We start from the raw sequence: 25,502 nt of genomic DNA, 5'->3' as shown, positions 1-25,502 counted from the left end.
GCTGCAATAGGAAGGACCCAGGTCATGAAGTTCGTCTCCTACTGGCACGACACCGCACCCGCCTTCACGGGTGGGGGCGAGGGGGTCGCAGAGGCCGTCCAGGGCCATTACGATGTCGCCATCGTCGGAGGCGGGTTCACCGGCCTGGGTGCCGCCCGCCAGCTTGCCAAGGCCGGGGCGCGGGTGATCGTGCTGGAGGCCGGCCGCATCGGCGGCGGCGCGTCGGGGCGCAACGGCGGGCACCTCAACAACGGTCTGGCCCACAGCTTCATCGCCGCCAAGACCGCCTTGGGGACGGAGCGCGCCGTCGCCCTCTATCGCGCCTTCGACCAGTCCATCGACACGCTGGAGGCGCTGATCGCCGAAGAGGGAATCGCCTGCGATTTCCGCCGCGCCGGCAAGCTGAAAATGGCCTCCAAGCCCGCGCATTTCGACGCCATCGCCCGCAACTTCGAGGCGGTTCACCGCGAGGTCGATCCCGACACGGCACTGCTGACCGCCGAGGAGCTGAAGGGGGAGGTCGGCTCGCCGTTCCATGGCGCGATGCTGTCGCGCAAGAGCGCCATGATGCATATGGGCCGCTTCGTCACCGGGCTGGCGGAGGCGGCCGTGCGCCATGGGGCAGTGCTGGTCGAAAACGCGCCGGTCGGCGCCGTCACCCGCTCGGGCGACCGCCACACGCTGTCCACCCCGCGCGGAACGCTCACCGCCAAGGAGGTGCTGGTCGCCACCGGCGCCTACACCACGCCGAACTTCAGCCATTTCCGCCGCCGCATCATCTCGGTCGGCAGCTTCATCATCGCCACCCGTCCGCTGAGCGACAGAGAGATCCAGTCGGTGGTGCCGGGCAACCGCACCTACGTCACGTCGATGAACATCGGCAACTACTTCCGCCTGGCGCCCGACCGGCGGCTGATCTTCGGCGGCCGGGCGCGTTTTTCGGCCACCTCGGACCAGCGGTCCGATGCCAAGAGCGGGGAAATCCTGCGGGCGAGCCTGGCGAAGATCTTCCCGCAGATCGCCAGCATCGACATCGATTACTGCTGGGGCGGTCTGGTGGACATGACCAGCGACCGTTATCCGCGCGCCGGCTATCAGGACGGCCTGTGGTACGCCATGGGCTATTCCGGCCACGGGGCGCAGCTGTCCACCCATCTGGGCATGACCATGGCCGACACGATCCTGGGGCGGGAGGACCGGAACCCGCTGAAGGGGCTGTCCTGGCCGGCCGTGCCCGGCCATTTCGGCAAGCCCTGGTTCCTGCCGCTGGTCGGGCTGTACTACAAGGCGCTCGACCGGATCCAGTGACGGTCGGGAAACAAAAAGCCCGGCGGGAGCGAAGGGCTCCCGCCGGGCTTTTTGCTGTTCCTGCGCGTCAGCCCAACCCGCCGATGTGGAAGGTCTTCATCTCCAGATACTCCTCGATCCCCACCTGCGCGCCTTCGCGGCCCAGGCCGGACTGCTTCACGCCGCCGAAAGGAGCCACCTCGGTGGAGATCAGGCCGGTGTTCAGCCCGACCATGCCGGCCTCCAACGCTTCGCCGACCCGCCAGGACCGTGCGAGGTTCTGCGTGTAGAAGTAGGCCGCCAGCCCGAACGGCGTGGCGTTGGCCAGCGCGATGGCCTCCTCCTCCGTCTCGAAGCGGAACAGCGGCGCTACCGGGCCGAAGGTTTCCTCGCTGGCCAGCAGCATGTCGGTGGTGGCGCCGGTCAGCACCACCGGGGCGACGAATTGCGGACCCGGCGCCGCCATGGCGGAAGACGCGACGGTCGCCCCCTTGGCGAGCGCGTCGGCGACATGGCGCTCGATCTTCGCGATGGCGGCTTCATTGATCATCGGGCCGATGGCGACCCCCGGCTCCAGCCCCGATCCCACCCGCATGGCGTTGACGCGGGCGACCAGCCGGTCGCGGAACGCCTCATAGACGCCCGCCTGCACCAGGATGCGGTTGGCGCAGACGCAGGTCTGGCCGCCGTTGCGGAACTTGGACAGGAGGACGCCTTCCACCGCCTGATCGAGATCGGCGTCGTCGAAGACGATGAAGGGCGCATTGCCGCCCAGCTCCAGGCTCAGCCGCTTGATGCCGTCGGCGGCCCCGCGCATCAGCAGCGATCCGACGCGGGTGGAGCCGGTGAAGGAGATCTTGCGGACGGTCTCGTTCGCCAGCAGCTCCTCGCCGATCGCCTCCGGCCTGCCGGTCAGGATGTTGATGACGCCGGCCGGGATTCCGGCCCGTTCGGCCAGCACGCCGAGCGCCAGCGCCGAATAGGGGGTGAAGTCCGACGGCTTGATGACCACGGTGCAGCCGGCGGCCAGCGCCGGCGCCACCTTGCGGGTGATCATGGCGTTGGGGAAGTTCCACGGCGTGATGATGCCGCAGACGCCGACCGGCTCCTTCAGCACGACGATGCGGCGGTCGGGGGTGGGAGAGGGGATGGTGGTCCCGCCGATCCGCCGCGCCTCTTCGGCGAACCATTTGACGAAGGAGGCGCCATAGCGGATCTCGCCGCGCGCCTCGTCCAGCGGCTTGCCCTGCTCCAGCGTCAGGATGCGGGCCAGATCCTCCAGATTTTCGATCATCAGCGCGTGCCAGCGCTCCAGCAGCGCGGCGCGGTCGGCATGGGTGCGCCGCTTCCAGGCCGGGTAGGCTGCGGCCGCGGCGGCGATGGCCTCGCGGGCGTCGGTTCCATCCATGTCTGGAACGCTGCCGAGGCTGCTGGCGGTCGCCGGATTCCGGACGTCGATGGTCCGGCCGGCAGCCCCGTCGCACCAGCGGCCGCCGATCAGTCCCTGTGCGCGGAACAGGGAGGAATCCGTCAGGTGATGGGTCATGGTCGTGTGTATTCCGCTGCGGATGGTTTCAAGGGGCTGGCGTTACGAAAGGGCCGACAGCACGGCGGCGGTGATCGCGTCCGTTTTGTCCTTGCCGGGGACGGTGCCGATGCCCCTGCCGGTGGTGTCGCCCAGCGCCGCCATGACGCGGTCGGCGGCGGCCTTTTCCCCCAGATGCTCCAGCATCATCGCGCCGGACCAGATGGCGGCGATGGGGTTGGCGATGCCGAGATGGGCGATGTCCGGGGCCGAGCCGTGCACCGGCTCGAACATCGACGGCGCCTCGCGGTCGGGGTTGAGGTTGGCCGAGGCGGCGAAGCCCAGCCCGCCCTGGATCGCGGCGCCCAGGTCGGTCAGGATGTCGCCGAACAGGTTGGAGGCGACGACGACGTCCAGGCTCTCCGGCGCCGTCACCATCCGCGCCGCCATCGCATCGACGTGATAGCTCGTCACCTCTACATCCGGGTGTTCGGCGGCCAGCTGGCGGGTGATCTCGTCCCAGAACACCATGGAGTGCTTCTGCGCGTTCGACTTGGTGACGGAGGCCAGCTTGCTGCGCCGGGCACGGGCCTGGGCGAAGGCGAAGCGCAGGATACGCTCCACCCCCATGCGGGTGAAGATGCCGGTCTCCACCGCCACCTCCTGCGCCGTCCCCTGATGGACGCGCCCGCCGGCGCCGGCATATTCGCCTTCGGTGTTCTCGCGGATGCACAGGATGTCGAAGCCGCCGCGCCGCAACGGCCCCTCCACCCCCGGCAGCAGCCGGTGCGGGCGGACGTTGGCATACTGGTCGAATGCCTTGCGGATGGGCAGCAGCAGCCCGTGCAGCGACACCGCGTCCGGCACCTCCGCCGGCCAACCGACGGCACCCAGCAGGATGGCGTCGTACTTGCGGAGCGTCTCGATGCCGTCGGCGGGCATCATCACGCCGGTTTCCTTGTAATGGGCGCAGGACCACGGCATTTCGGTGCCGGCCAGCGCGAAGCCGGACTGCTTCGCCGCGGCCTGGAGAACCTGCCAGGCGGCGTCGACCACGGGATGTCCGATGCCGTCGCCCTTGATAATCGCAATGTTGTGGGTTTTCATCGAACGTCCCTTTGTTGGTGCTTGCCGGTTTTCATCAGGTTAAAGGCCGATCAGCACGCTTTTGCTGCGGCGGTTGGCGAGATAGGCCTCGCGTCCCAGATCCTTGCCGATGCCGGAGCGCTTGTAGCCGCCAGTCGGCAGGATGTGGTCGCGCGAGCGGCCATAGCGGTTGACCCACACCGTCCCGGCCTGCAGCCGCCGGGTCAGGCGCAAGGCACGCGACAGGTCGCGGGTGTAGAGTCCGGCGGCAAGCCCGTAGGTCGGATGGTCTGCCAGCGCCATCGCCTCCTCCTCGCCGTCGAAGCTCTGCACGGTCAGCACCGGGCCGAAGATCTCCTCGATCACGGCGGGGGAGGTTTGGTCGACCCCGGCGATCAGGGTCGGTGCATAGAAATAGCCTTCGCCTTCCATCGGCACACCGCCGGTCAGGCATTCCACCGAGCCGCCGAGAGAGGCGGATACGATGGAATGGATGCGGGCGCGCTGCCGCTCGGAGATGATCGGGGAATAGCGCGTCGTCTCGTCCCAGGTCGGGCCGGGGCGGACGGCGCGCATGTGGCCCAGGATCCGCTCGATCAGCGGTTCGGCAACCGTTCTTTCGACCAGCAGGCGCGAGCCGGCGACGCAGGCCTGGCCGGCGTTGGACAGCACGCTGGTGGCGATGGCGGCCGCCGCCTTGTCCAGGTCGGCATCGGCAAAGACGATCTGCGGGCTCTTGCCGCCCAGCTCCAGCGTCATCGGCTTGACGCCGCTGCGGGCGATGTCGGCCATGATCGCCGATCCGGCCGCCGTCGAACCGGTGAAGCTGACCTTGGCGATGCCGGGATGGCGGGTGATGGCGGCACCGGTGGTCGGGCCGTCGCCCTGGACGATGTTGATCAGCCCGGCGGGAAGGCCTGCCTTCACCGCCAGCTGCGCCAGCAGGACGGTGGAGAAGGGCGTCATCTCCGACGGTTTCAGCACCACCGCGTTGCCGGCGGCCAGCGCCGGGCCGAGCTTCCAGCCCGCCATCGACAGCGGGAAGTTCCACGGTGTGATCGCCCCGACGACGCCGTAGGGTTCCGTCATCACCATGCCGAAACTGCCGTCGTCGGTGGGGGCGAGGTCGCCGCCCTCCTTGTCGGCGAACTCGGCGAAGAAGCGGATCTGCTCGGCCGTCACCGCGACATCGCCGGCGACCAGCTGGCCGACCGGACGGGTGGAGGACAGCGCCTCCACCTGCGCCAGGGTTTCCGCCTCCTCCTCGATCAGGGCGGCCCAACGCTGCAGCACGGCGGTGCGCTCGCGCGGGCGGACGCCGCCCCAATTGCTGGACTTCAACGCGGCCTGCGCGGTGGCGACCGCCTCATCGACGAGATCCGGCGAGGCGACCGGACAGGCGGCATAGGCCCGGCCATCCGACGGCCGGTGCATGGGCAGCCCGCCTTCCATTGCGCTGGCCGCCGGAATCAGGCGGTCGCCGATGAAGTGGCCGATGGGCAGCGGCAGGCGGTCCGGGTCGAAGGACAGGCTCATGACGGACCCTCAGCTGACGGTGAGATAGATCTTGCGGACGGTCTCGATGGTCTTCCACACGCCGGTGAAGCCCGGCTTCATGACGAAACTGTCGCCAGCCCGGTAGACCACCGGCTCGCCGCCGTCCGGCGTGATTTCGATGACGCCGGCCAGGATGTGGCAGAACTCGAAGGTCTCGCCCTTGATCGAACGGGTTTCGCCCGGCGTGGCCTCCCAGACGCCGGTCAGGACCTTGTCGTCCTTGGCCGCGTCCTGCGCCCAGGTCTTGAAGGCGGGCGAGCCGGCGATCAGCCGTTCCGGCAGCGGGCCCGATTCCCGCGGGGCGAAGGTCGGGGCGGGATCGATGGTCTTGAGCAGCGACATGGCGGGATCCTTGGTTGCGAGCGGCTGTGCCGCGGGGAAAGGCCGGGTGGCGGCGTCAATAGCCGCGCTGCCGGTCGATGAGGCCGACCGGGTCCTGTCCGGCGAAATGCCGGCGCAGATTTTCGATGACCGCCTGAGCCGCGCTTTCGGGCTGGGTGATGCTGGCGACATGCGGGGTCAGCACGATCTTCGGATGGGTCCAGAAGGGATGGTCGGGAGGCAGCGGCTCCGGGTCGGTGACATCGACCACGGCTCCGGCCAGGTGGCCGTCGTCGAGCGCGCTCAACAGCGCGGCATGGTCGAGCTGCGGGCCGCGCCCGGTGTGGACGAGTGCGGCCCCCTTGGGCAGCTTGGCGAGCAGCCGGGCGTCGAGGAAGCCGCGGGTGTCCGGGGTCAGCGGCAGCAGGACGATCAGGATGTCGGTGTCGGCCAGCATCGCGTCGAGGCCGTCCGCGCCATGGCGGCAGGTCACGCCCTCAAGCTGGCGCGGCGAGCGGCTCCAGCCCGACAACGGAAAGCCGAAGGGCTTCAGCCGGTCCAGTACCGCCTGCCCCAGCACGCCCAGCCCAAGCACGCCGATCCGCCGCTCCGCCGCTTGCGGCTGATGCAGGGGGCGCCACATGCACTCCGCCTGCTGGGCACGATAGGCCGGCATCTGGCGGTGCAGGGTCAGCACGGCAAGCGTTGCGTATTCCTGCATCATGCGGACGATGCCGTCCTCCACCATGCGCACGACCTTCACATGGTCGGGGAGGTCGGTCATGGTGAACTGGTCCACCCCGGCCCCGATGGAAAAAACGATCTCCAGATTGCGGTAGCGGGCGAGGTCTTTCGGGATGGTCCAGGTGATCAGGTAGCGCACCGCATCGGGATCGACGGTGCCCGGATCCATCGAAAAGGGCAGGTCGGGCAGCTCGTCGGCAAAGGCCTTTGCGAACACCGCGCCGCGCGTGGCATCGGAATTGAACAGGAAGGTCATGTGCGTTCCTTGGGCGATGGGCAGCGGTGCGTCAGAGGCGGCAGCGCTGAACCAGCGCCTCGATCATCGACTGGCAGGCCTGCAGCTCCTCCACGAGAATATGCTCGTTGGGACGGTGCGCCCGCGCGATGTCGCCGGGGCCGCAGATGATCGCGTCGATCCCCGCGGTCTGGTACAGACCGGCTTCCGTGCCATAGCTGACCGCGGCCAGCGGTTCCTGTCCGGTCAACTCCTCCAGCAGGCGGGCCAGCGGCGTGCGGGCGGCCAGGAACAGGGCGGGATAGGCGCCGGTCTGCGTCCAATCCACGGCGAACCCCTTTTCCTCCAGCCGTTCAGCGGCCTCGCGCACCGGCTCCAGCAACGTTGCGGGATCGATCCCGGCGATGGCGCGGGCTTCGAACTCGGCGGTGCAGGTGTCGGGGATGACATTCACCGCAAGCCCGCCCCGGATGGTGCCGACCTGCAGCGAGGAATAGGGCGGCTCGAAGGCCGAATCCCAGGGGCCCCGCGTCAGGCGGTCGGCCTGGGCGACGGCGGCGGTCAACGCGTCGGCCATGGCGTGGATGGCATTCAGACCCTGATCGGGACGGGAGGAATGGCCGGACCGTCCGCGGACGGTCAGCCGGGCGGCCGCCTTGCCCTTGTGGGCGCGGACGGCGCGCAGGCCGCTCGGCTCCCCGACGATGACGCCCAGCGGCGGGGCGCACAGGTCGGGCAGATGCGGCAGAAGATGCGGTGCCCCCTGGCAGCCGGCCTCCTCGTCATAGGTGAAGGCCAGATGGATCGGCCGGGCGAGCGGGGCGGCGGTCAGCGCGGGCAAAGCGGCAAGCGCCGCGGCGATGAACCCCTTCATGTCGGAGGTGCCGCGTCCGTAGAGCCTGTTGCCGTCCGTGCGCAGCTGGTACGGATCGCTGGTCCATTCGGGTTCGGTGGCCGGAACCACGTCCATGTGGCCGGACAGAACATAGCCCGGAACCATCGCCGGCCCGATGGTGGCGAACAGGTTGAACCGGTCGCCCTCCGGCCCCGGCAGAACACGGACACGCACCCCGGCCCCTTCCAGGATGCCGCGAATCCCGTCGACGATGGCACCGTTGGGTGTCCCCACCACGGAGGGAATGGCGATCAGGTCCTTCAGGATATCGATCACGGTCATGGCGGCCTCACCTTGTCCCATGCTGCGCGCCACGGGCGCTGAGGAGTCGTTTTCGGGTTCGCTGCGGTGTGCGGAGAGGGGCGGCGGCCTTGATGGCTGCGACAGTTACGATCTTAGCGGGCGTGCGCTCCATTCCATGCTGAATGACCAGGGGATTTAGAGGATTGTTGTGCAGGGCCGGCGCATTGCGGTGATTTGTGCGGCGGTTGCCCCGGTACTCTCGGGAACCGGTTGGGGGCTCGGGCATGTCGGTTGCGCCATGGGAGCGCCGCCTCCCGGTATGGAAACTCCGAGGAGGAGGACGCTTTGAGCGAACTGGGGGGGAAGGATGGTTCGGCGGATGGTGCGTTACCGCCATCCCTGATGGTCGACGCCTTCGACGTGCGCGTGGCCGACGTCGCCGATATCGACCTTGAGCGCCTGCAGGCGCTGTCGATCTCGGTCGGCTGGCCGCATCGTGCGGAGGATTGGCAGTTCGCGCGCGAGGTCGGGCACGGCTTCGTCGCGCTGGACGAAATCGACCGCGTCCTGGGGTCGGCGATGTGGTTCCCCCATGGCGACGAATTCGCGACCATCGGCATGGTCATCACCTCGCCCCGGCTGCAATCGCTGGGTGTCGGCGAATGGTTGATGAAGCGGGTGCTGTCGGCGACGGCGGGCCGGACCTACCGGCTCAACGCCACCCGCGCGGCGCTGGCGCTCTACCGCTCACTCGGCTTCATCGGCCACCGGACCGTGTTCCAGTGCCAGGGCCAGGCGCGGCGCGGCGACCGGCCCCCTTCCGCGGAGCCGGTGCGGCGCCTGGAGGCGGCGGATCTGGCGGCGGTGACGGCGCTGGACGAACGCGCGTTCGGGACCTCGCGCGCCGGGCTGATCGCGCGGCTGTTCGAACAGTCGGTCGGCTATGGGCTGGAGCGGGACGGCGCCCTGGTCGCCTTCGCCCTCTGCCGTCCGTTCGGCCGCGGTCATGTCGTCGGTCCGGTGGTCGCCGGACTGGACGAGGACGCGGTCGCCGTGGTTCACCCCCATGTCGATGAGCATGACGGCCGCTTCCTGCGTCTGGACACCCATCTGGACGAAGGGATCTTTCCGCTGTTCCTTGCCCGCTCGGGCTTGCGGGTCTTCGATACGGTGCTGTCCATGTCGCTGGGCGCCCCGCTGACCGACCCGGCGACGCGGTCGCCGGACCATCCCGTTACCTACGCACTCGCCTCCCACGCCCTGGGTTGAGCCGCCACCGGCTTCATTAAAAGGATGCGCCGATCATGCCGGGAAAGACGCCGGACTCCTCCGCCGGCTCTCACGCTGCCCCCATGCCGGACCTTATGCCCGAACCTTCTCCGCCCGGCGTGCGCAGCGGAGTGATGCTTCGGCTGCTGTCGGCCGGGTTGTTCGTTGTGATGTCGTTGTTCGTCCGTCTGGCGACCGTCGAGGCGCCGATCGGACAGATCGTTTTCTACCGCAGCGCCTTCGCCCTGCCGCCGATCGTCGCCTATCTGATGTGGCGCCGGCAATTCCCCAAGGCCCTGAAGACGCGGCAGCCGATCGGCCATATGAAGCGCAACCTGTATGGTGGCGCGGCGATGGTGCTGTCCTTCATTTCGTTGGCCTATCTGCCGCTGGCGCTGGCGACGGCGCTGGGCTTTCTGGCTCCGCTGCTCGCGGTGCCGGCCGCCATGCTGTTCCTGCGGGAACGGCCGGGCGCCGTGGCCATCGGCGCGGCGCTGACCGGTTTCGCCGGGGTGGTCCTGATGCTGGCACCCGCCTTCGATGGGCCGAGGCTGGATCACGACACCATCATCGGGGTGGCTGCCGGGCTGGCCATGGCGGTCGCCACCGCTGCCGGACGGGTCGAGATCAAGACGCTGACCGCGACCGAGGCGCCGGGAACCATTGCCTTCTACTTCGCCGTCCTCTGCGCGCTCGGCGGTCTGGCGAGTTGGCCGTTCGGATGGATCACCCCGACCGGCCATGCGCTGGCCTATCTCGTCGCGGCAGGCATCTCGGGCGGGTTGGCGCACATAACGATGACAGAGGCGATGGCCCGCGCTTCGGTTTCCACCCAGGCGCCGTTCGATTACACCGCCATGCTGTGGGCGCTGATCCTCGACGCGGTCATCTTCGGCCTGCTGCCATCCCCGGTCAGTCTGGCTGGAGCCTTCGTGATCGCCGCCTCTGCGCTGGTCATTCCCCTGTCGGCCCGTTTCACCGCCCGGTCTGAAGCGCTGGAATCCGCAAGCTGAAGCCCCCGAACCGCGGCCCGCCGGTCGATCGGCGGGCCGCGGTTCGCATGTCAGGGCCGGCTGGCCGGCTGGCTGGCGGCCTGGAAGCGGTCGATGCGGAAATCATGCAGCGGCGTTTCGGTGCGCCCGGTGGCGATGAGTTCCGCCATCACGTCGCCGACGCCGGGTCCGAGCTGGAACCCGTGGCCGCTGAAGCCGAAGGCATGGAACAGGCCGGGCGTCGTCGCCGACGGCCCCATCACCGGCAGCTTGTCGGCAACATAGCCCTCGCAACCCGACCAGGTGCGGATCACCGCGACATCGGCGATGGCCGGCAGCAGCCGGACCAGCCCCCGCAATTGTCCGGGCAGCCGCGCCGGGTCCGCCCTGGCATGGCCGGGATCGAGCGCCACCGGCACACGCTCGGCGGCGCCGCCGAAGATGATGTTGCCCCGTTCCACCTGCCGCAGATAGCCGTCCCCGCCAGCCCGCGACCACATCCCCACCACCGGCAGGATCCGGTGCGGCAGCGGTTCGGTGACGCCCATCTGCGGCCCATGGGCCGACATCGGCACGGGCTCTCCGAAACCGGCGGCGACGCGGGCACCCCAGGCGCCGGCGGCGTTCAGCAGGCAGTCGGCGGTGAAACGACCCTGTTTCGTCACCGCTTCGAAGCCCGACGCGGTGGCTGACACCTCCACCGGTCCGCAGTCCTCGACGATCCCGGCGCCCAGGCGTCGGGCGGCGTCGGCGAAGGCCGGTGCGATCAGGCGCGGATTGCCGCTGCCGTCCTGCGGTGAGAAGGAGGCGGCGATGGCGCCCGGCCCCAGTCCGGGGAAGCGGCGGCGGATCTCCGGCGACGACAGCTCCTCCAGCTCCAGCCCCCAGGGCCGCGCGTCGGCGATGAAGCGGCGCATGTCGGCCAGACCGTCCTCGTCGAACACCAGCCGCAGATGCCCGGTGGCGCGGAACTCCACATCCCGGCCCAGCAGCCGCTCCGCCTCGCCCCACAATGCCCGCGAGCGGTGGGCGAGCGGCAACTGCGGCAGATAGCGCCCGGTGCGGCGGATGTTGCCGAAGGACGCGACCGTGGCGCCCGTGCCGACGCGGTTGCGCTCCAGCAGCGTGACGCTCAGGCCGCGCCGGGCCAGGAAGAAGGCGGCGGCCGATCCCATCAACCCGCCGCCCAGCACGATAACCCTCATCGACCTCTCCCCCATGCGGGCGGATGCGGCTCCGCCCCATCGGGCAGGCTGCCCACGGTCGGCGGACGGGTCAAAGACCGGTTGGGCAGGATCCCATAAGGCCGGGCTATGGGAGCCGCGCTTCATAAGTCCGCCTTATGCGTTCGCGTCCATTGGGTCTTAGACCGCACTCGCCCCGCCATGCCAGCCTTCTGCCCAGAACAGGCTGACTTGCGGAAGGGAGCGAAGATGGACGGGGGCATGCGTGAGGCCGATTGGAAGGTCGGCGTCGACATCGGCGGAACCTTCATCGATTTCTGCGCGCTGGAGACCCGGTCGGGCCGGGTGGCGTCGCTGAAGGTGCTGACGACGCCGGACGATCCCGGCGCGGAGCTGATGACCGGCCTGACCCTGCTGGCCGAGCGCGAGGGGATGGATCCGCGCACCGTCACCCGCTTCGTGCACGGCACGACGGTCGGGATGAACACCGTCATCCAACGCAAGGGCGCGCCGCTCGCGCTGCTGACCAATGCCGGGTTCGAGGATGTGATCGAACTCGCCCGGCTGCGCATGCCGGACACCTATTCTCTGTTCTGCTCGCGCCCCGACCAGCTGGTGGCGCGTGACATGGTCTTCGGCATTCCCGCCCGCCTGCGGTCGGACGGCACCGAACGGCAGGCCCCCGACATGGCGGCCGTCGCCGATGCCGTCGCCGCGGTCAAGGCCAAGGGGGCGATGGGCGTCGTCGTCTCCTTCCTGCATTCCTGGCGCGACGACGCCCACGAAAGCGCCGTCAAGGCGGAGGTCGCCCGGCTGGCTCCGGAGCTGTTCGTCTTCACGTCCGCCGAGGTCTGGCCGGTGATCCGCGAATATGAGCGGACGACGACCGCGATCCTCAACGCCTATGTCCATCCCCGCATCTCCGGCTATCTGTCGGCGCTGGAGGAGCGGCTGGCCGGCCGCGACGTGCCCGCCCGCCCGCTTCTGACCAAGTCCAACGGCGGGGTGATGAACGCGGCGGAGGGCAAGCGCGCCTGCGTCCACATGCTGCTGTCCGGCGCCGCCTCCGGCGTCAACGGCGCTGCGTGGCTGGCCCGGCAGGCGGGGGAGCCGCGCATCCTGACGCTGGACATCGGCGGCACCTCGGCCGATTTCGCCCTGATCATCGACGGCCAGGCCCAGTTCGGCGTCGGCGAGATGATTGGCGAGTTTCCGCTGCACATCCCCTCGGTGTCGGTCAGCTCCATCGGCATCGGCGGCGGGTCGATCGCCAGCGTCGACGGGCAGGGGGTGCTGCGCGTCGGTCCCGAATCCGCCGGATCGACGCCCGGCCCGGCCTGCTATGGCCGCGGCGGCGACTGGGCGACGGTGACCGACGCGATGGTGGTGTGCGGCTGGCTCGGCCACAGCCAGATGGCCTATGGGCAGCTGCGGATGGACGCCGACCTCGCCCGCGCCGCGGTGGGGCGGCTGGCCGACCGGCTGGGCCGTTCGCTGGAAGCCACCGCCCAGGCCATCCTCGACGTCGCGGTGTCGGAGATGTTCGCGGAGGTCGAGAAGATGGCCGCGCGCGCCGGCGTCGATGTGCGGGACTTCGCGCTGATGCCCTTCGGCGGCGGCGGGCCGATGCTGGGGGTGTTCCTGGCGCGCGAACTGGGCATGCCGCGCGTCGTCGCGCCGCGCTGGCCGGGCGTGGTCTCGGCGCTGGGCGGGCTGGTCGCCGACCTGCGCGGCGATTTCGTCCGCACCCTGTTCGCCGAACTGTCCCCTGGCCTGATACCGACGCTGCGCGAGGCGTTCGCCGCGATGGGCGCGGAGGGTCGCGACTGGCTCGTCGCGCAGGGCCATTCCGGCGCGGTCGAGTTGAAGATCGTCGCGGATATGCGCTATGCCGGCCAGAGCTACGAGATCGAGACGCCGCTGCGCTCCGAATGGCTGGACGGCGACGACCCCAACGCCAGCTCGGGCGCCATCGCCGCCGCCTTCCACGCTGCGCATGCCCGGCTCTACGATTTCGACGATCCGGACGGGCGGATCGAGGTCGTCAACCTGCGATTGTCGGCCATCGGCAACGGCCCGGCGCTGCAGTTCCCCACCGCACAGGACGAGCCGCGCGCCGCGTCGGCCGAGCGGACCGTCCCGGTCTTCACCGGCGGCGCCGTGACCCCGGTCGGGCTCTACCGCCGCGCGGATTTGCAGGCCGGCGCGCAGTTCCAGGGACCGGCCATCGTCGCGCAAGAGGACACCACCTTCGCCATTCCGGCCGGGGCCGAAGCCCGCGTCGACGCGCATCTCAACCTCCACCTGACCTTTGCGGAGTGATCGCCCGTGTCCGATAGACCTGCTTTCGATAAGATGAAGCTTCAGGTTCTGGCGAACCACGCGCGCTCGGCGGCCGAGAACATGGCCCACACGCTCCAGCGCACCGCCCATTCCGCCTTCGTCAAGGAGACGGAGGATTTCACCGTCATGCTGCTGAACCGACGGGGCGAGACCTTCGGCGTGCCGATGGAGCTGGGGGCGACCTGGTATCCCGGCCTGACCTATGGCCGCGCCATCGACATGATCGAGGAGTACCGGCCCGGCGACGTCGCCTTCACCAACGATCCCTATTCCGGCTTCGTGGCGACCCACGCCCCCGACACCCATCTGTGGAAGCCGGTCTTCCATGATGGAAAGATCATCGCCTGGACCGGCGGGCACATCCACAACACCGACATGGGCGGCGCGGTCCCGGCCTCGCTGTCGCGGGCGCTGACCGAAATCCATCAGGAAGGCATCCGCTTCCCGCCGATGAAGCTGGTCCGCGAAGGGGTGTTCGACGAGCAGATCCTGCGGATCATGACCGCCAACGTCCGCAAGCCCGACCTGAACATCGGCGACATCAAGGCGCTGGTCGGTGCGCTCAACACCGGCGAGCGCAAGATCCTCGCCATGGTCGAGAAGTTCGGCAAGGCCGCCTTCCTCGACGGCGTCGACGCGTTGCTGGATCATGCCGAGGCGCAGGCGCGCGACATCCTGCGCGCCATGCCCGACGGGGAGTGGGTCTTCGCCGACTATGCCGACGAGGATTCGGTCGCCGCCAACCCCTGCCGCCTGAAGCTGACCCTGAGGATCCGGGGCGACGAGGCGATCCTGGACTTCACCGGGTCGGATCCGCAGCTGGCATCCTCGCTCAACGTGCCGTCGGGCGGCGATCCCCGCCACACCATCCTGCTGGTCGGGGTCTATTACGTCCTCTACACCCTCAACCCGAAGATTCTGCTGAACACCGGCCTGACCCGGCCCTTCACCTGCATCGCGCCGGAAGGGACGGTCCTCAACCCGACCTTCCCGGCGGCGGTGGGAATGCGGTCGCTGACCTGCGCGCGGCTGCGCTCGGTGATTTTCGGCGCCTTCTCCCAGGCGGTGCCGGAGCGGCTTCCGGCGGCGCCGGCCGGCAACAACTGCATCGTCAACGTGATGACCACCGACGAGCGGACGGGCAACCGCATCATCGCCGCGGTGAATCCGGTGGTCGGCGGCGGCGGCGGCATGCCGCACCGCGACGGCACCAACGGGTCGGGTGCCGACGCCGCCTATCTGAGGAACACGCCGATCGAGATCACCGAGATTGAAACCCCGGTCGAGTTCGTCCGCTACGGTCTGGCCACCGACAGCGGCGGGGCAGGGCGCTGGCGCGGCGGGCTGGCCACCCACATGGCCTTCCGCGTCTTCTCCCCCGACACCCGGATCACCGCACGCAACCGCGACCGCGGCTTCTTCCGCCCCTGGGGCGTGCTGGGCGGCCGGGCGGCCGGGCTGTCCGACATGGTGGTCAATCCCGGCACGGCTGGGGAAAAGCGGCTGGGCAACATCGACACAGCGGTGCTGCAGCCGGGCGACGTGCTGGACATCCGCTCGGCCGGCGGCGGCGGGCGGGGCGATCCGTTCACGCGCGAGGCGTGGCGGGTGGTCCAGGATGTGGCGCGCGGCTATGTTTCCGTGGAAGCGGCGGAGCGGGAGTATGGCGTCGTCATCCGCGAGGGCATGCTCGACGCCGAGGCGACCGACCGGCTGCGGGCGAACCGCAAGGCTCCCACCGCGCATTTCCATTTCGGACCGGAGCGCGAGGGGTACGAGCGGCAATGGACGCCGGACGCCTATGATTTGCTGACGCGGACCCTGGACGGTCTGCCGATCCATTGGCGCTTCTTCGCCAAGACGGAGATCTTCAACCGCATGGCCGGCCGCGCCGGGGCCGACGGGGTGCAGGCGGCACTGGAGGAGGTCTATGCCCGCTTCCCCGAGATGCCGCGCCCGAAAGCCGCGGTGCGGGAGGCGGCGGAATGAGCGGGACGGCGTTCGGCGCCCCACCGGCCCCCGGCGGCCGGCTGGTCAGACTGGCCGAGACGGGGCGGGAGCCGGTCCGCTTCCTGCTGGATGGGGTGGAGCGCAAGGCCCTGTCTGGCGATACGGTGCTGACGGCAATCCTCACCAACCTCCCGGCGCTGCGGCAGGCGGAGTTCGGTCCGGAGCAGCGTGCCGGCTTCTGTCTGATGGGGGCTTGCCAGGATTGCTGGATCTGGCAGGAACAGGGTGCGCGCATCCGCGCCTGTTCCACCCCTGTTGCCGACGGCATGCGGTTGCTGACCCGGACGCGGGAGGATTGGACATGACGACCGCGAACGAACCGCAAGTGGTGATCGTGGGGGCGGGGCCCGCCGGCATCCGTGCGGCGGAAACGCTGGCGGCGGCCGGGTTGCGCCCGACGGTGATCGACGAGGGCGCGCGGGCCGGCGGACAGATCTACCGCCGTCCGCCCGCCGGCTTCACCCGTCCGCCGGCGACCCTCTATGGCTCGCAGGCCGGCAAGGCGGTGGCGCTGCACACCGCCTTCGACGGGCTGGTTTCAACCGGTCGGGTGGTCCATCTGCCGCGCCATTCGGTCGTGGCATTGGCAGACGGGACACTGCACGCGGTGGGCGACGGTGGGAGCCGCCGGATCCGCTATGACCGGCTGATCCTGGCGACCGGGGCGACCGACCGCCTCGCCCCGGTGCCGGGCTGGCAGTCGCCCGGTGTCTACAGCCTGGGCGCGATGCAGATCGCGCTGAAGGCCCAAGGCGTGGCGATGGGGCGGCGGATCCTGCTGGCCGGGTCGGGGCCGCTGCTGACCCTGCTGGCGACGCAATTGCTGAAGGCGGGGGCGGAGATCGCGGCGGTCCTCGACACCGCGGGCATGCGCGGCCAGATCGCCGCCTTCGCCGACCTTGCCGTCCGCCCGTCCTTCGCCCTGCAAGGGCTGGCGATGCGGGCGCGGCTGGGGCGGCTTTACCATGCCGGAATCGCACTGGAGGGCATCGAGGCGACGGAGACGGGGGTGACTGCGGTTCGCTGGACGGATGCCGGCGGACGGGCGCGGCGGACACTGTGCGACACGGTCGGGCTGGGCTGGCATCTGAAGGCGGAAAGCCAGCTTGCCGATCTCGCCGGCTGCCGGTTCGACTATGACGCGACATGGGCGCAGTGGTTGCCCCATGCCGACCGCATGGGCCGCGCCGGGGACGGCGTCTATCTGGCCGGCGATGGCCTGCGTCTGCTGGGCGCCGACGGGGCGGAAGTCGCCGGCAGGCTTGCCGCGGCGGCCAGCCTGTCCGATCTGGGACTGCCGGCGCCGGACATCTCGGCCGACCTGAAGCGGCTCGACCGGCTGGAGCGCTTCGCGCGCGGTATCGCCCGTGCCTTCCCCTGGCCGGCCGATCAGGTGCGGGCATTGCCCGACGATGCGATCCTGTGCCGTTGCGAGGGGATCACCGCCGGTGCGGTGCGCGAAACCGCGGCCTATGGCGGGCCGGAGGCCAACCGGGTGAAGTCCCTGGGCCGTGCAGGGATGGGGCGGTGCCAGGGCCGCTATTGCCAGCTTGCGGCGGCCGACCTGATCGCGGCCTCCGGCGGGCTCGCCCATACCGGAGACGTGGGGCGCCTGCGTGCGCAAGCCCCGGTCCGGCCGGTTCCGGTCCGTGCGCTGCTGGAGGAGGAGTGACGGTCGGCGCGCGTCGTCTCAACCCGCGGTGATCACGCGGGCCGGACCATGTCGAGGCGTTTCAGATCGTCGCGCATCACCGCGATCAGCCATTCGCAGATCGCCCCCGCCGACACGCGGCGCCGGGCGGTGGTGGTCGGCGGCGGTCCGGCGGGAATGGAGGCCGCCCGCGTTCTGGCCGAACGCGGCCACCGCGTCACCCTGTTCGAGGCGGGTAGCCGGTTGGGCGGGCAAGTCCTGATCGCGGCCGGTGCGGAAGGACGGCAGGATCTCCTCGGCATCACCGACTGGCACCGCAGCGAGCTTGAGCGGCTGGAGGTGGACGTCCGTCTGAATGTCTTCGCCGAGGCCGCCGGGATCGCCGCCGAGAACCCGGACATCGTCATCGTCGCCACCGGCGGCGTGCCCGACCTGGACTGGCTCGACGGTGGCGATCTTTGCAGCAGCGTCTCTTTGCTCTGTTCTCCGCCGGACCCTATGTGCCCACGGTGTTGCGCGTCCGCCCGAGTTCCCGGAGCGCCCTCAGGATGCGTCGGCCTCAGTGGAGCGTCGTGGCTGCCGGCGGGGAGGCGGTGCGGGAGGACTCGCGCGAACGCCCGATGCCGAGCAGCTGGTAGAGGCCGAGCGCAGCGATGGTCGCGGTGCCGATGCCGCCGATGGAGAAGCCTCCGGCGGTGACGGTGAAGTTGCCGGCGCCGAGAACCAGCGTCACGCCGACGGTGATGAGGTTGCGCGGATCGGAGAAATCGACGCGGTTGTCGACCCACAGCCGCACCATCGCCGCGGCGATCAGGCCGAACACGACCGTCGCCAGCCCGCCCAGCACCGGCGCCGGGATCGTCCGCAGCAGGGCGCCGAACTTCGGCGAGAAGCCCAGAAAGATCGCGGCGACCGCGGCGACGACGAAGATGAGCGTGGAGAAGACGCGGGTGACCGCCATCACCCCCATGTTCTCGACATAGGTCGTGACACCGGTGCCGCCGCCGCTGCCCGAGACGATGGTGGCAATGCCGTCGCCGATGAATCCGCGGCCGATGTAGCGGTCGAGGTTGCGCCCGGTCATGGCGCCGATGGCCTTGATGTGGCCGAGATTCTCGGCGACCAGGATGAAGGCGATCGGGGCGACCAGCGCCATGGCGCCGGCATCGAAGCTGGGCGTGCGGAACTCCGGCATGCCGAACCACGGGGCGGCGGCCAGCTCCGCGAAGCTGACCGGCGGCAGCAGGCCGAAACCGTTGGCCAGCACGAGATAGAAGACGTAGCCGGCGGCGATGCCGGCGAGGATGGAAAGCCGCCGGATGGCGAGCGGGGCGTAGACCGCGATGAGAGCGGTGGCGACCAGCGTGAACAGGGCGACGAGGATGTGGGGCCCCGTCCCTTCGATGCCCTTGACTGCAACCGGGGACAGGTTGAGGCCGATCGCCGCCCCCACCGCGCCGGTCACCGCCGGTGGCATCAGCCGCTCGATCCAACCGGTGCTGGTCCAGGTCACCAGCATGCCGATCAGGACATAGAGCACGCCGGCCGCGATGATGCCGCCAAGCGCCGGCCCGATGTTCGGGTTGGGGCCCTGGCCGCTGTACCCAGTCACCGCGATCACCACGGCGATGAACGAGAAGGAGGAGCCGAGATAGCTCGGCACCCGTCCGGCGGTGAGCACGAGGAAGATCAGCGTGCCGATGCCGGAAAACAGCACGGCGAGGTTTGGATCAAACCCCATCAGCAACGGCCCGAGGATGGTCGAGCCGGACATGGCGACGAGATGCTGGATGCCGAGCGTCATCGTCGAGCCCCAGGGAAGGCGCTCGTCCGGCTGGACGACGGGGCCGGCAGCAAGCGGCCAACGCGGGAAGTAATCTGCCATGTAGGTTCTGTCCGAAGCTGTGTGGAAAGGCGTCCTTGTCGGGGAAAGCTCAGGCCATTCATAGTCCAAAAGTTGAATAGCCGATCGATTTCAACACGCAGGGCGCCTTGATGGAAACGACGCCCGCTTTTTGGCTCCCGCGACGCCGTTACGCCACATCTTTATGCAAGCCGCAGCCTTTGCCGGGGCACGGACCATCGGAGGCCGGCCGAGGCGGAGCCCGGTCCGGCCATGTGGCGGGCGGCAGCGTGCCAGTCGCCGACCACCAGGGGCGCACCCCCATTTCGGGGGAGTCGTGCCCACCGCAATGTTTGCCGGAGGTGCTCATGCCGATGGTTGGAAAACAAAATCGCTTTCAGAGAGTAATTTTCTCCAGAAACGCGGGTTTCCTGAAATGGCCGGGCAGATATCGTCTTGCGACAGAGTCTCCTGGTCATGGCCTATGAGGGACAGAAGCTTTGTCGGGATGGGGTGCCGTAGCGCCGGTCGGCGCGGATAGCGGTATCCATCCTCGATGACCGCCGTTACTACGCCTCACATTTCGGCCGTTGCGCACTGCGCACGCAATGGACGACGTCCGCGATCCGCTCCGGATCCATCAGGCCGCGCCGCGCCCCGCCCCGGCACAGTGCACCGCGAAAGCCGAGAATCGACGGACCCAACGCCGCGAGAGGAGGGATGTCGGCAAGCCTCAGGGAGCCTGCCAACCCCGCCAGAAGTCCGGCAGCGCGTGCCTGTCCAATGAAATCCTCCAGCGCGGCGGTGGACAGATGATCGCGTAAGCTGCGGCCGTCCTTCAGGCCGGTGTCCAGCATCACGCCGATGAAGCCGGCATCGGCCATCGCATGAACCAGATCGGGTGCAGGGGGTATCAGGTCGGCAAGGATGACGCCGACCAGCGCGGCGGTGCCGCGTGCCCGTGCCGCCGCCTCGATACAGGAGGCAGGGTCGCCGCCGCCGATGAGTCCCATCTTCACGATGTCGACCCCGGTGGCCGCCGTCCGGGAGACGGCCAGCGCCGTGATGTCGGGATCCATCGGCAGATCGCCGATGGTGGCGCTGACCGGCTTTCGTCCGGACACCGTTTCAAGACAGGCGCGGATCGTACCGGCGGGCAGCGCGCCCAAGGCACCCTCGCTGGGATTTTTCAGATCGATCAGGTCGGCCCCGGCCTTCACCGCAAGACCGGCTTCATCGGGATCGGTCACGCTGGCGAGCATGCGGATCATGAAAGCACCTGCGGTTCGACCATGCGGTCGGCTTCGGCCCGGAATGCCGTCAGACGATCACACAGCCAGCCCCAGGCCTCCCGTTCCCGCGGTCCGGCGGTTTTTTCGACGGCAATGGCAAGGTAGGCCATTTCCCGTTCCACCTTCTCCCACGGCAGCAGATGCAGGCGGCTGCACAGGATCGCCGCCTCGATCACGGCGGCGGCGGCGCGGTTGTGTCCGGCGAAGGGCCGATGGGCCTCTTCATGGACGCACTGGCAATGGAAGCGCGGGCGCACCGGATCCGCCTCGACCCGGACCACCTCCACCTCCCAATGGGCGAGGCTGTCGGCCAGACGCATGCCGGCGATGACGGATGCGGGAACCAGCGGCCAGTCGCGCCGCCCGGTCAGGCAACCGGCGAACAGCCGCGCGTCGTCGGTGAGGTTGACCACGGCCCGGCCGGTGGCCTCCAGCGCGTTGAGCGTGACGGAGGGGCGGAAGGGGGCGATCACCAGCCCCTCTCCGGTCCGGGTGACGCCGAAGGGGGCGATGTGCGGGGTGCCGTCGGCGCCCAGCGTGGTGACGATGGTTTCCAGAATCATGATGCCCTTCCGCAGGCCCGGCGGCGCTCCTGCAAGGTCGTGCCGGCCGTCTTGAAACCATGGATATCGCTGTCCACCTCTGCCGCCGTCTCCACGGTGCAGCCCCAGGAGAGGTCTTCGTCCTGGACATAGCGCTTGCCGAGCTGCCAGGCGAGGAAGGCCTTCTGCAACTCCACCCCCATGTAGAAGGCATGTCCGCCGTCCTGCGCCAGCCCGAGCAGGGGATAGAGCCGATAGGGATCGGTCGCCACATGATGCCCGTCCCGGTTGTAGACGTGGACGCCGTCCTCGGCCACCTCCACCCGGAAGGAGGGATCGCGGATGCTGCGGGCGGTCTCCGCGATCTCGGCCGGGGTGCCGGCGAAGGGACGGCGGTCGCGCAGAGCCATCATCCCATCGTCGATGCCCTTGGGCAGGCTGCCGCTTTCCGCGGCGGCATGCATGATCCGCCGCGCCCGGTCGGCCTCGCGCACGGCGGTGCGGGCATGCGGGCTGACCTGGAGGGTCAGGACGGCGCCGATCGACAGTTCCGACACCATGCCCATCAGCAGCGCCGTGGTGCCGGTGGTGTCGGCGTCGGTCAGTTCGGTCAGGTTGCCGATGCCCATCAGCATTTCGATGTCGGGATAGCGCCGGCGCAGGTCGTGATAGCGCACCACCGAGTCCGTGAAGCCGTAATGGATGGGGTCGAGCACCGGATCGGCGAGGAAACGACGGCCGGAAGCCCGCAGCCGGTCCACGGCGCGGCAGAGGGACTCCAGGTCGCGCGCCTTGCCCGGAATCAGGATCGGGGTGGCGTCCGTCCGATCCAGCACCCACAGCGTATCTTCGCTGAGGCTGAGCAGGTAGGAGGCACCGGCCGACGCTCCGCGCAGCAGCTCCTCGGGGTCGGCGCTGTCGACGCTGACGGTGTGGCCGGCGGCGACCAGGGCGGCGACGGCGGCCTCCAGCCCCTCGAACCGTTCGCCAGGGTGGCAGCCGATGTCGATCACGTCGGCACCGTCACGGCGCAGCCTTGCGGCGGTCTCCAGCAGAGTGTCGACGGACCGGTGGGGTGCGTCGACGATTTCGGCGAAGATTGTCACCGCATGGCGGGACAGGTCGGTCCGCACCGCCCGCCCGCCGAGATAGGCGGGGATGTCGCGCAGCTCTTCCGGCCCTCGTTCGAAGCTGACGCCGAAATGCCTGGACAGGGCCGCCAGATCGCATCGGGTCCGACCGGGCAGGATCACGCGGGATCCCGGTGGCGGCGGCGGAAGGCGGCGTCTGATCAGCTCCTCGGTCATCAGGGCGGCGACGCTGACGCCGATCTGCACCACGTCGAACCTGAAAGGTGAGGACGCCATCCCGTTGAGCACTGCCCGCAGGCGTGGTTCCGCCAGCTTTCCGGTCACGAAGACGAGGTGGTCAGACATTCACCAGGCGCCTTTCCGGACGCACGGAGTCCAGACGCGCTGCCAGGACCGCCTCGAGCTCGGAAACGGTTTCGACGACGGTCGTCGCCTCGAACCCGCGCAGCCGTTCGACATTCTCCAGGTCGATGCGCCGGGGATAGACCGGCACCATGCCGTGCGGCGCCTCGGTCATCATTTCCGGCGCGGTGTCGCAGGCGAAGACGATGCAGGGCACCCGGCATTTGCCGGCCTGGGCGAAAGCGTTGGTCGGCAGCGTGTCGGAGATGCCCTGCACGCATTTGGCGACCGTGTTCGAGGTGGCCGGCCCCACCACCAGAGTGTGGTATTCGCCGAAATAGAACCGCCCGATCTGCGGCGCGCTGGCGGCCCGGTCGCGGAACAGGCGGGTGCCGGTGGGGAAGTTGCCGTCGCGGCGGCGATACATGCGCATCACCTCCTCGGCCGCCTTGCTGAGAAAGACGTCGAGCGGCGCGAACCGCTCCATCAGGTCGAGCGTCTCCTTGATGTAATGGCCGGAGCCGGTCAGCGCCCAGGCGAGCCGCGGCGACGTGGGGGCTGGGGACATCCCGGTCATGCCCGCACGCCCGGCAGAAGTTCCGCCTCCGGGCTGCGCAGCAGGACGCAGCCGGGATTTGCCCGGCCGGCGAGCGCCTCCTCCATCAGGATGTGGTTGTCGCGGTGGATGCACCAGCTCTCGCCCGCGAAGCGCGCGCGCCAGAGCGGGAAGGCGGCATCGACCAGCCCGTCGCGGGCCAGGGCCGCCGCGTCGGTGGCGGCACAAGGGCAGGGGCCCGACTTGACCAGCACCAGCGCCGCCGCATCCAGCTCCACCGCCAGCCACGCCGCGAGACTGTCCGAGGTGACATCCCAGCTTTCGGCGATCTCCGGCTGGTCGAGCGCCATCGCCGACGGCAGCCACACCGCCGGCATCCCCGCCCGGATCAGCGAGCGCAGCCGCTCGCGCGTCGCCGCGGTCTGCAGGGTCGGGCAGATGCCGTGCAGCATCAAGCCGAACTGCTCCATCGCCAACAGGGCCATGCGATGGGCCAACCGGTCGTCGAAGCGCCAGTTGTCCTGGGCGTCGCGAACCGCATCGGCGAAGGGGCCGCCGCCCGGCACGATGACCAGCGGATGGAGATGGCCGGGCCGGGCGATCAGATCCAACCAAGTGCCCAGCCGGTGCCAGTCCGACAGGCTGCCGCCGATCTTGATCACCCAGGGCCGCGCCGCGACGGTTCCTGCGGCGTTCGGCGACCCGTCGTCAGGCGATGCGTTGGCCGTCATCGGATCAAATCCGCCGGTCGTTCAAGACCATCAGGCGACGTGACGCCGGCAGGGACGGACCCTGCAACTGGTCGCGCGTCCGCTCCAGCCGGATGCCCGGAACCGCGACCCCGTCATAGATGTCCAGCTTCGCCACCGAAACGCGGGCCGACTGCACCTGTTCATGGGCCAGGCACATGCGGGCGATCTTTTCCGCCAGCATCTCGACCAGATTGGTGTGCTCGTCCATCAGGATCCGTTTCAATCCCGACAGCAGATCGTCGTAGGACAGAACGTCGCCGATGTCGTCGGAGAACTGGGCGCTGTCCTGGCGCACCTGCAACAACAGGTCGATGCGCACCCGCTGGGGAGCGTCACGCTCGTAATCGAAGACGCCGATCCGGCAGGGCAGGACGACATTCTCGAGAAACAGCTCGTAGAGGCCTGCGGGGATGGTGGACACCCGTGAATCGGCAACAGTCGCACCGCGTGCGCATTGGGCGGAAAGGATCGTTTCGAGCATCGGTGCCGTCCTCCTGGCTGTTGTCCGGCTGGGCCAGACGAGGATTGGTGTCGGGCAGGCCGTTTTGAACCTTAGCGGTGGCGCGGGGACGGCACCTGTTCGAATGCGACATCGATTTGGTCTTTTCCGCCGCCTCCGGCATATCTTCGCCGAGGTGCGCGGGTTCCGCACGGCGGCATAGGGTGCGGTATCAGGTCAGGCCGGCGAACTCGTGCGCGGCTGCGAGCGGGCTGTGCCGCTGGTTCTGGCGGTCGCTGCGCGGAGCGATGCCGAAATGGTCGCGGTAGCATTTGCTGAAATGGGTTGCGGAAATGAAGCCGCAGCTGATCGACACTTCCATCACCGACATGCGGGTCTGGCACAGCAGTTGCCGCGCCCGCTTCATCCGGAGGCCGAGATAGTATTTGGCCGGCGAACAGTTCATGTATCTGCGGAACAGCCGCTCCAGATTTCGGCGGGACTGGCCCAGTTCAGCAGCCAGCGTCAGCAGATCCAGCGGCTCTTCGATGTTCGCCTGCATCACCGCCACGGCGGCGTTGAGGTCTTCGTGATCCAGCACCGGGTTGGTCTGCAGCTCCTCCTGTTGGCGGATGCTGCCGGCCCGGATCTTGGTGTGCAGAAGCTGCTCGGCGATGTCCGCGGCCAGCTTTTCGCCATGGCGGGCGGCAATCAGGTGCAGCATCATGTCGGTGGCGGCGGTGCCGCCCGCGCAGGTGAAGCGGTTGCGGTCGATGGTGAACAGTTCGCCGGTCGCTTCGATCTCCGGGAAGGTCTCGGCGAAGCCGGCCATGTTCTCCCAATGGATCGTGCAGCGGTAGCCGTTCAGCAGACCGGCGCGCGCCAGGATATGGCTGGCCGTACACAGCGCACCGAAAGCGATCCCCTGGGCAGCCGAACGCCGCATCCAGGAAAACACCGCCCGATCCTCGTACCAGTGGCCTCCGACACCGCTGCACACCATCACGGCGGACATCGGCGGGGCCTCGGCGACGGCATGGTCGACGCAGATCCCGATGCCGTTGCTGGCCCGCTGGACCCCGCCGTTCGGGGAGAGCAGCACCCAGCGATACAGCTCCTTTCCGCTGATGTGGTTGGCAAGGCGCAGAGGCTCCACCGCCGCGGTGAAGGCGATCATGGAGAAATCGGGAACCAGGAGAAAACCGATCGTGTCGATCTTGGAAACGCCGGACTGCTGTTCATTGCACTTCATCGTCCCGTGCCCCTCTTCCGCATTCCTGCTCGTATTGTCGTGGGTCGCGAA

General features: G+C 69.1%; 23 protein-coding genes and 1 pseudogene. 8 read left to right on the top strand and 16 right to left on the bottom strand.

The features are described 5' to 3' along the window. The first annotated feature begins 24 nt into the window (after window positions 1-24). On the top strand, window positions 25-1,308 hold the full coding sequence (locus A6A40_RS18510; RefSeq protein ID WP_108547389.1) for an NAD(P)/FAD-dependent oxidoreductase: 1,284 nt from the start codon (window positions 25-27) through the stop codon (window positions 1,306-1,308). A 67-nt stretch (window positions 1,309-1,375) separates the two neighbouring features. Here the strand turns inward: A6A40_RS18510 and A6A40_RS18505 are convergent, their stop codons facing one another. From A6A40_RS18505 to argE, 6 genes are read right to left on the bottom strand one after another with little or no spacing between them, the layout of a single operon-like run. Then, window positions 1,376-2,833, bottom strand: a complete 1,458-nt coding sequence (locus A6A40_RS18505; protein ID WP_108547388.1) for an NAD-dependent succinate-semialdehyde dehydrogenase — start codon at window positions 2,831-2,833, stop codon at window positions 1,376-1,378. 42 nt (window positions 2,834-2,875) lie between these two features. Beyond that, the gene (locus tag A6A40_RS18500; protein WP_108547387.1) at window positions 2,876-3,919 is read right to left on the bottom strand and encodes a tartrate dehydrogenase; all 1,044 of its coding nucleotides are present in this window, start codon (window positions 3,917-3,919) and stop codon (window positions 2,876-2,878) included. A gap of 39 nt (window positions 3,920-3,958) precedes the next feature. Continuing rightward, complete coding sequence (locus A6A40_RS18495; RefSeq protein WP_108547386.1) at window positions 3,959-5,434, bottom strand: aldehyde dehydrogenase family protein; 1,476 nt, start codon at window positions 5,432-5,434, stop codon at window positions 3,959-3,961. A 9-nt stretch (window positions 5,435-5,443) separates the two neighbouring features. Next, window positions 5,444-5,797 (bottom strand): cupin domain-containing protein, encoded by a 354-nt coding sequence (locus A6A40_RS18490; protein WP_108547385.1) that lies wholly within the window; start codon window positions 5,795-5,797, stop codon window positions 5,444-5,446. Window positions 5,798-5,852: 55 nt separating this feature from the next. Beyond that, window positions 5,853-6,776 carry a 2-hydroxyacid dehydrogenase gene (locus A6A40_RS18485; protein ID WP_108547384.1) on the bottom strand — a complete coding sequence of 308 codons (924 nt, stop codon included), beginning with the start codon at window positions 6,774-6,776 and terminating at the stop codon, window positions 5,853-5,855. Between the two features lie 31 nt (window positions 6,777-6,807). Then, window positions 6,808-7,932 carry an acetylornithine deacetylase gene (argE, locus tag A6A40_RS18480; RefSeq protein ID WP_108548015.1) on the bottom strand — a complete coding sequence of 375 codons (1,125 nt, stop codon included), beginning with the start codon at window positions 7,930-7,932 and terminating at the stop codon, window positions 6,808-6,810. A gap of 363 nt (window positions 7,933-8,295) precedes the next feature. On the opposite strand from argE, the gene A6A40_RS18475 reads away from it, so the two are divergent. After that, a complete protein-coding gene (locus tag A6A40_RS18475; RefSeq protein ID WP_162363833.1) occupies window positions 8,296-9,162 on the top strand; it encodes a GNAT family N-acetyltransferase in 867 nt (288 codons plus the stop codon). A 35-nt stretch (window positions 9,163-9,197) separates the two neighbouring features. Further along, entirely contained in the window at window positions 9,198-10,175 is a 978-nt protein-coding gene (locus A6A40_RS18470) for a DMT family transporter (protein ID WP_108547382.1), read from the top strand. A gap of 50 nt (window positions 10,176-10,225) precedes the next feature. On the opposite strand, the gene A6A40_RS18465 is transcribed toward A6A40_RS18470, so the two are convergent. Next, entirely contained in the window at window positions 10,226-11,359 is a 1,134-nt protein-coding gene (locus A6A40_RS18465) for an NAD(P)/FAD-dependent oxidoreductase (protein ID WP_108547381.1), read from the bottom strand. A 240-nt stretch (window positions 11,360-11,599) separates the two neighbouring features. On the opposite strand from A6A40_RS18465, the gene A6A40_RS18460 reads away from it, so the two are divergent. From A6A40_RS18460 to A6A40_RS18445, 4 genes are read left to right on the top strand one after another with little or no spacing between them, the layout of a single operon-like run. Next, window positions 11,600-13,660, top strand: coding sequence for a hydantoinase/oxoprolinase family protein (locus A6A40_RS18460; RefSeq protein ID WP_108548014.1), 2,061 nt, complete (start codon window positions 11,600-11,602; stop codon window positions 13,658-13,660). Window positions 13,661-13,693: 33 nt separating this feature from the next. Next, complete coding sequence (locus tag A6A40_RS18455) at window positions 13,694-15,670, top strand: hydantoinase B/oxoprolinase family protein (RefSeq protein ID WP_108547380.1); 1,977 nt, start codon at window positions 13,694-13,696, stop codon at window positions 15,668-15,670. Next, window positions 15,667-15,996, top strand: a complete 330-nt coding sequence (locus A6A40_RS18450) for a (2Fe-2S)-binding protein (RefSeq protein WP_108547379.1) — start codon at window positions 15,667-15,669, stop codon at window positions 15,994-15,996. Before A6A40_RS18455 ends, A6A40_RS18450 begins: the two co-directional genes overlap by 4 nt. After that, window positions 15,993-17,363, top strand: coding sequence for an FAD/NAD(P)-dependent oxidoreductase (locus A6A40_RS18445; protein ID WP_108547378.1), 1,371 nt, complete (start codon window positions 15,993-15,995; stop codon window positions 17,361-17,363). The genes A6A40_RS18450 and A6A40_RS18445 overlap by 4 nt, the downstream gene beginning before the upstream one ends. Before the next feature lie 32 nt (window positions 17,364-17,395). Here the strand turns inward: A6A40_RS18445 and A6A40_RS32325 are convergent, their stop codons facing one another. Further along, window positions 17,396-17,563: a hypothetical protein gene (locus A6A40_RS32325; protein ID WP_335645200.1), complete on the bottom strand. Its 168-nt coding sequence runs from the start codon at window positions 17,561-17,563 to the stop codon at window positions 17,396-17,398. Between A6A40_RS32325 and A6A40_RS18440 the strand changes: the two are divergent. Beyond that, window positions 17,493-17,726 (top strand): annotated as a pseudogene (locus A6A40_RS18440) (FAD-dependent oxidoreductase); the annotation flags it as partial. The gene A6A40_RS32325 and the pseudogene A6A40_RS18440 overlap by 71 nt on opposite strands. 175 nt (window positions 17,727-17,901) lie before the next feature. Here A6A40_RS18440 and A6A40_RS18435 read toward each other — a convergent pair. The 8 genes from A6A40_RS18435 to A6A40_RS18400 form a co-directional block, all read right to left on the bottom strand. Continuing rightward, window positions 17,902-19,227, bottom strand: coding sequence for a solute carrier family 23 protein (locus A6A40_RS18435; protein ID WP_108547377.1), 1,326 nt, complete (start codon window positions 19,225-19,227; stop codon window positions 17,902-17,904). 527 nt (window positions 19,228-19,754) lie between these two features. Then, window positions 19,755-20,456, bottom strand: coding sequence for a (5-formylfuran-3-yl)methyl phosphate synthase (locus A6A40_RS18430; protein ID WP_108547376.1), 702 nt, complete (start codon window positions 20,454-20,456; stop codon window positions 19,755-19,757). Beyond that, a complete protein-coding gene (locus A6A40_RS18425; protein ID WP_108547375.1) occupies window positions 20,453-21,040 on the bottom strand; it encodes a DUF447 domain-containing protein in 588 nt (195 codons plus the stop codon). The genes A6A40_RS18430 and A6A40_RS18425 overlap by 4 nt, the downstream gene beginning before the upstream one ends. After that, a complete protein-coding gene (locus A6A40_RS18420; protein ID WP_108547374.1) occupies window positions 21,037-22,455 on the bottom strand; it encodes a DUF6513 domain-containing protein in 1,419 nt (472 codons plus the stop codon). The genes A6A40_RS18425 and A6A40_RS18420 overlap by 4 nt, the downstream gene beginning before the upstream one ends. Further along, a complete protein-coding gene (locus tag A6A40_RS18415; RefSeq protein WP_108547373.1) occupies window positions 22,448-23,029 on the bottom strand; it encodes a flavoprotein in 582 nt (193 codons plus the stop codon). The genes A6A40_RS18420 and A6A40_RS18415 overlap by 8 nt, the downstream gene beginning before the upstream one ends. Then, window positions 23,026-23,739, bottom strand: a complete 714-nt coding sequence (locus A6A40_RS18410) for an amino acid kinase family protein (protein ID WP_236783885.1) — start codon at window positions 23,737-23,739, stop codon at window positions 23,026-23,028. The genes A6A40_RS18415 and A6A40_RS18410 overlap by 4 nt, the downstream gene beginning before the upstream one ends. Before the next feature lie 4 nt (window positions 23,740-23,743). Further along, window positions 23,744-24,241: a dihydroneopterin aldolase gene (locus tag A6A40_RS18405; protein WP_108547372.1), complete on the bottom strand. Its 498-nt coding sequence runs from the start codon at window positions 24,239-24,241 to the stop codon at window positions 23,744-23,746. A 190-nt stretch (window positions 24,242-24,431) separates the two neighbouring features. Further along, window positions 24,432-25,451 carry a GlxA family transcriptional regulator gene (locus tag A6A40_RS18400; RefSeq protein ID WP_108547371.1) on the bottom strand — a complete coding sequence of 340 codons (1,020 nt, stop codon included), beginning with the start codon at window positions 25,449-25,451 and terminating at the stop codon, window positions 24,432-24,434. Between the last annotated feature and the right edge of the window lie 51 nt (window positions 25,452-25,502).

The sequence above is a fragment of the Azospirillum humicireducens genome, assembly GCF_001639105.2.
Lineage (GTDB): Bacteria > Pseudomonadota > Alphaproteobacteria > Azospirillales > Azospirillaceae > Azospirillum > Azospirillum humicireducens.
The sequence above is the reverse complement of the archived record's forward strand: the minus strand, read 5'-3'. Positions and strand labels throughout refer to the sequence as shown.

Excerpts from the sequence above, each read along its gene's own strand:
- A6A40_RS18420 (WP_108547374.1), bottom strand. The coding sequence starts at position 22,455 with ATGTCTGACCACCTCGTCTTCGTGACCGGAAAGCTGGCGGAACCACGC.
- A6A40_RS18510 (WP_108547389.1), top strand. The coding sequence starts at position 25 with ATGAAGTTCGTCTCCTACTGGCACGACACCGCACCCGCCTTCACGGGT.
- A6A40_RS18400 (WP_108547371.1), bottom strand. The coding sequence starts at position 25,451 with ATGAAGTGCAATGAACAGCAGTCCGGCGTTTCCAAGATCGACACGATC.
- A6A40_RS18495 (WP_108547386.1), bottom strand. The coding sequence starts at position 5,434 with ATGAGCCTGTCCTTCGACCCGGACCGCCTGCCGCTGCCCATCGGCCAC.
- A6A40_RS18410 (WP_236783885.1), bottom strand. The coding sequence starts at position 23,739 with ATGACGGCCAACGCATCGCCTGACGACGGGTCGCCGAACGCCGCAGGA.
- argE (WP_108548015.1), bottom strand. The coding sequence starts at position 7,932 with ATGACCGTGATCGATATCCTGAAGGACCTGATCGCCATTCCCTCCGTG.
- A6A40_RS18490 (WP_108547385.1), bottom strand. The coding sequence starts at position 5,797 with ATGTCGCTGCTCAAGACCATCGATCCCGCCCCGACCTTCGCCCCGCGG.
- A6A40_RS18450 (WP_108547379.1), top strand. The coding sequence starts at position 15,667 with ATGAGCGGGACGGCGTTCGGCGCCCCACCGGCCCCCGGCGGCCGGCTG.
- A6A40_RS18465 (WP_108547381.1), bottom strand. The coding sequence starts at position 11,359 with ATGAGGGTTATCGTGCTGGGCGGCGGGTTGATGGGATCGGCCGCCGCC.
- A6A40_RS18505 (WP_108547388.1), bottom strand. The coding sequence starts at position 2,833 with ATGACCCATCACCTGACGGATTCCTCCCTGTTCCGCGCACAGGGACTG.
- A6A40_RS18445 (WP_108547378.1), top strand. The coding sequence starts at position 15,993 with ATGACGACCGCGAACGAACCGCAAGTGGTGATCGTGGGGGCGGGGCCC.
- A6A40_RS18430 (WP_108547376.1), bottom strand. The coding sequence starts at position 20,456 with ATGATCCGCATGCTCGCCAGCGTGACCGATCCCGATGAAGCCGGTCTT.
- A6A40_RS18500 (WP_108547387.1), bottom strand. The coding sequence starts at position 3,919 with ATGAAAACCCACAACATTGCGATTATCAAGGGCGACGGCATCGGACAT.
- A6A40_RS18425 (WP_108547375.1), bottom strand. The coding sequence starts at position 21,040 with ATGATTCTGGAAACCATCGTCACCACGCTGGGCGCCGACGGCACCCCG.
- A6A40_RS18460 (WP_108548014.1), top strand. The coding sequence starts at position 11,600 with ATGCGTGAGGCCGATTGGAAGGTCGGCGTCGACATCGGCGGAACCTTC.
- A6A40_RS18455 (WP_108547380.1), top strand. The coding sequence starts at position 13,694 with ATGAAGCTTCAGGTTCTGGCGAACCACGCGCGCTCGGCGGCCGAGAAC.
- A6A40_RS18405 (WP_108547372.1), bottom strand. The coding sequence starts at position 24,241 with ATGCTCGAAACGATCCTTTCCGCCCAATGCGCACGCGGTGCGACTGTT.
- A6A40_RS18435 (WP_108547377.1), bottom strand. The coding sequence starts at position 19,227 with ATGGCAGATTACTTCCCGCGTTGGCCGCTTGCTGCCGGCCCCGTCGTC.
- A6A40_RS18470 (WP_108547382.1), top strand. The coding sequence starts at position 9,198 with ATGCCGGGAAAGACGCCGGACTCCTCCGCCGGCTCTCACGCTGCCCCC.
- A6A40_RS18415 (WP_108547373.1), bottom strand. The coding sequence starts at position 23,029 with ATGACCGGGATGTCCCCAGCCCCCACGTCGCCGCGGCTCGCCTGGGCG.
- A6A40_RS18475 (WP_162363833.1), top strand. The coding sequence starts at position 8,296 with ATGGTCGACGCCTTCGACGTGCGCGTGGCCGACGTCGCCGATATCGAC.
- A6A40_RS18485 (WP_108547384.1), bottom strand. The coding sequence starts at position 6,776 with ATGACCTTCCTGTTCAATTCCGATGCCACGCGCGGCGCGGTGTTCGCA.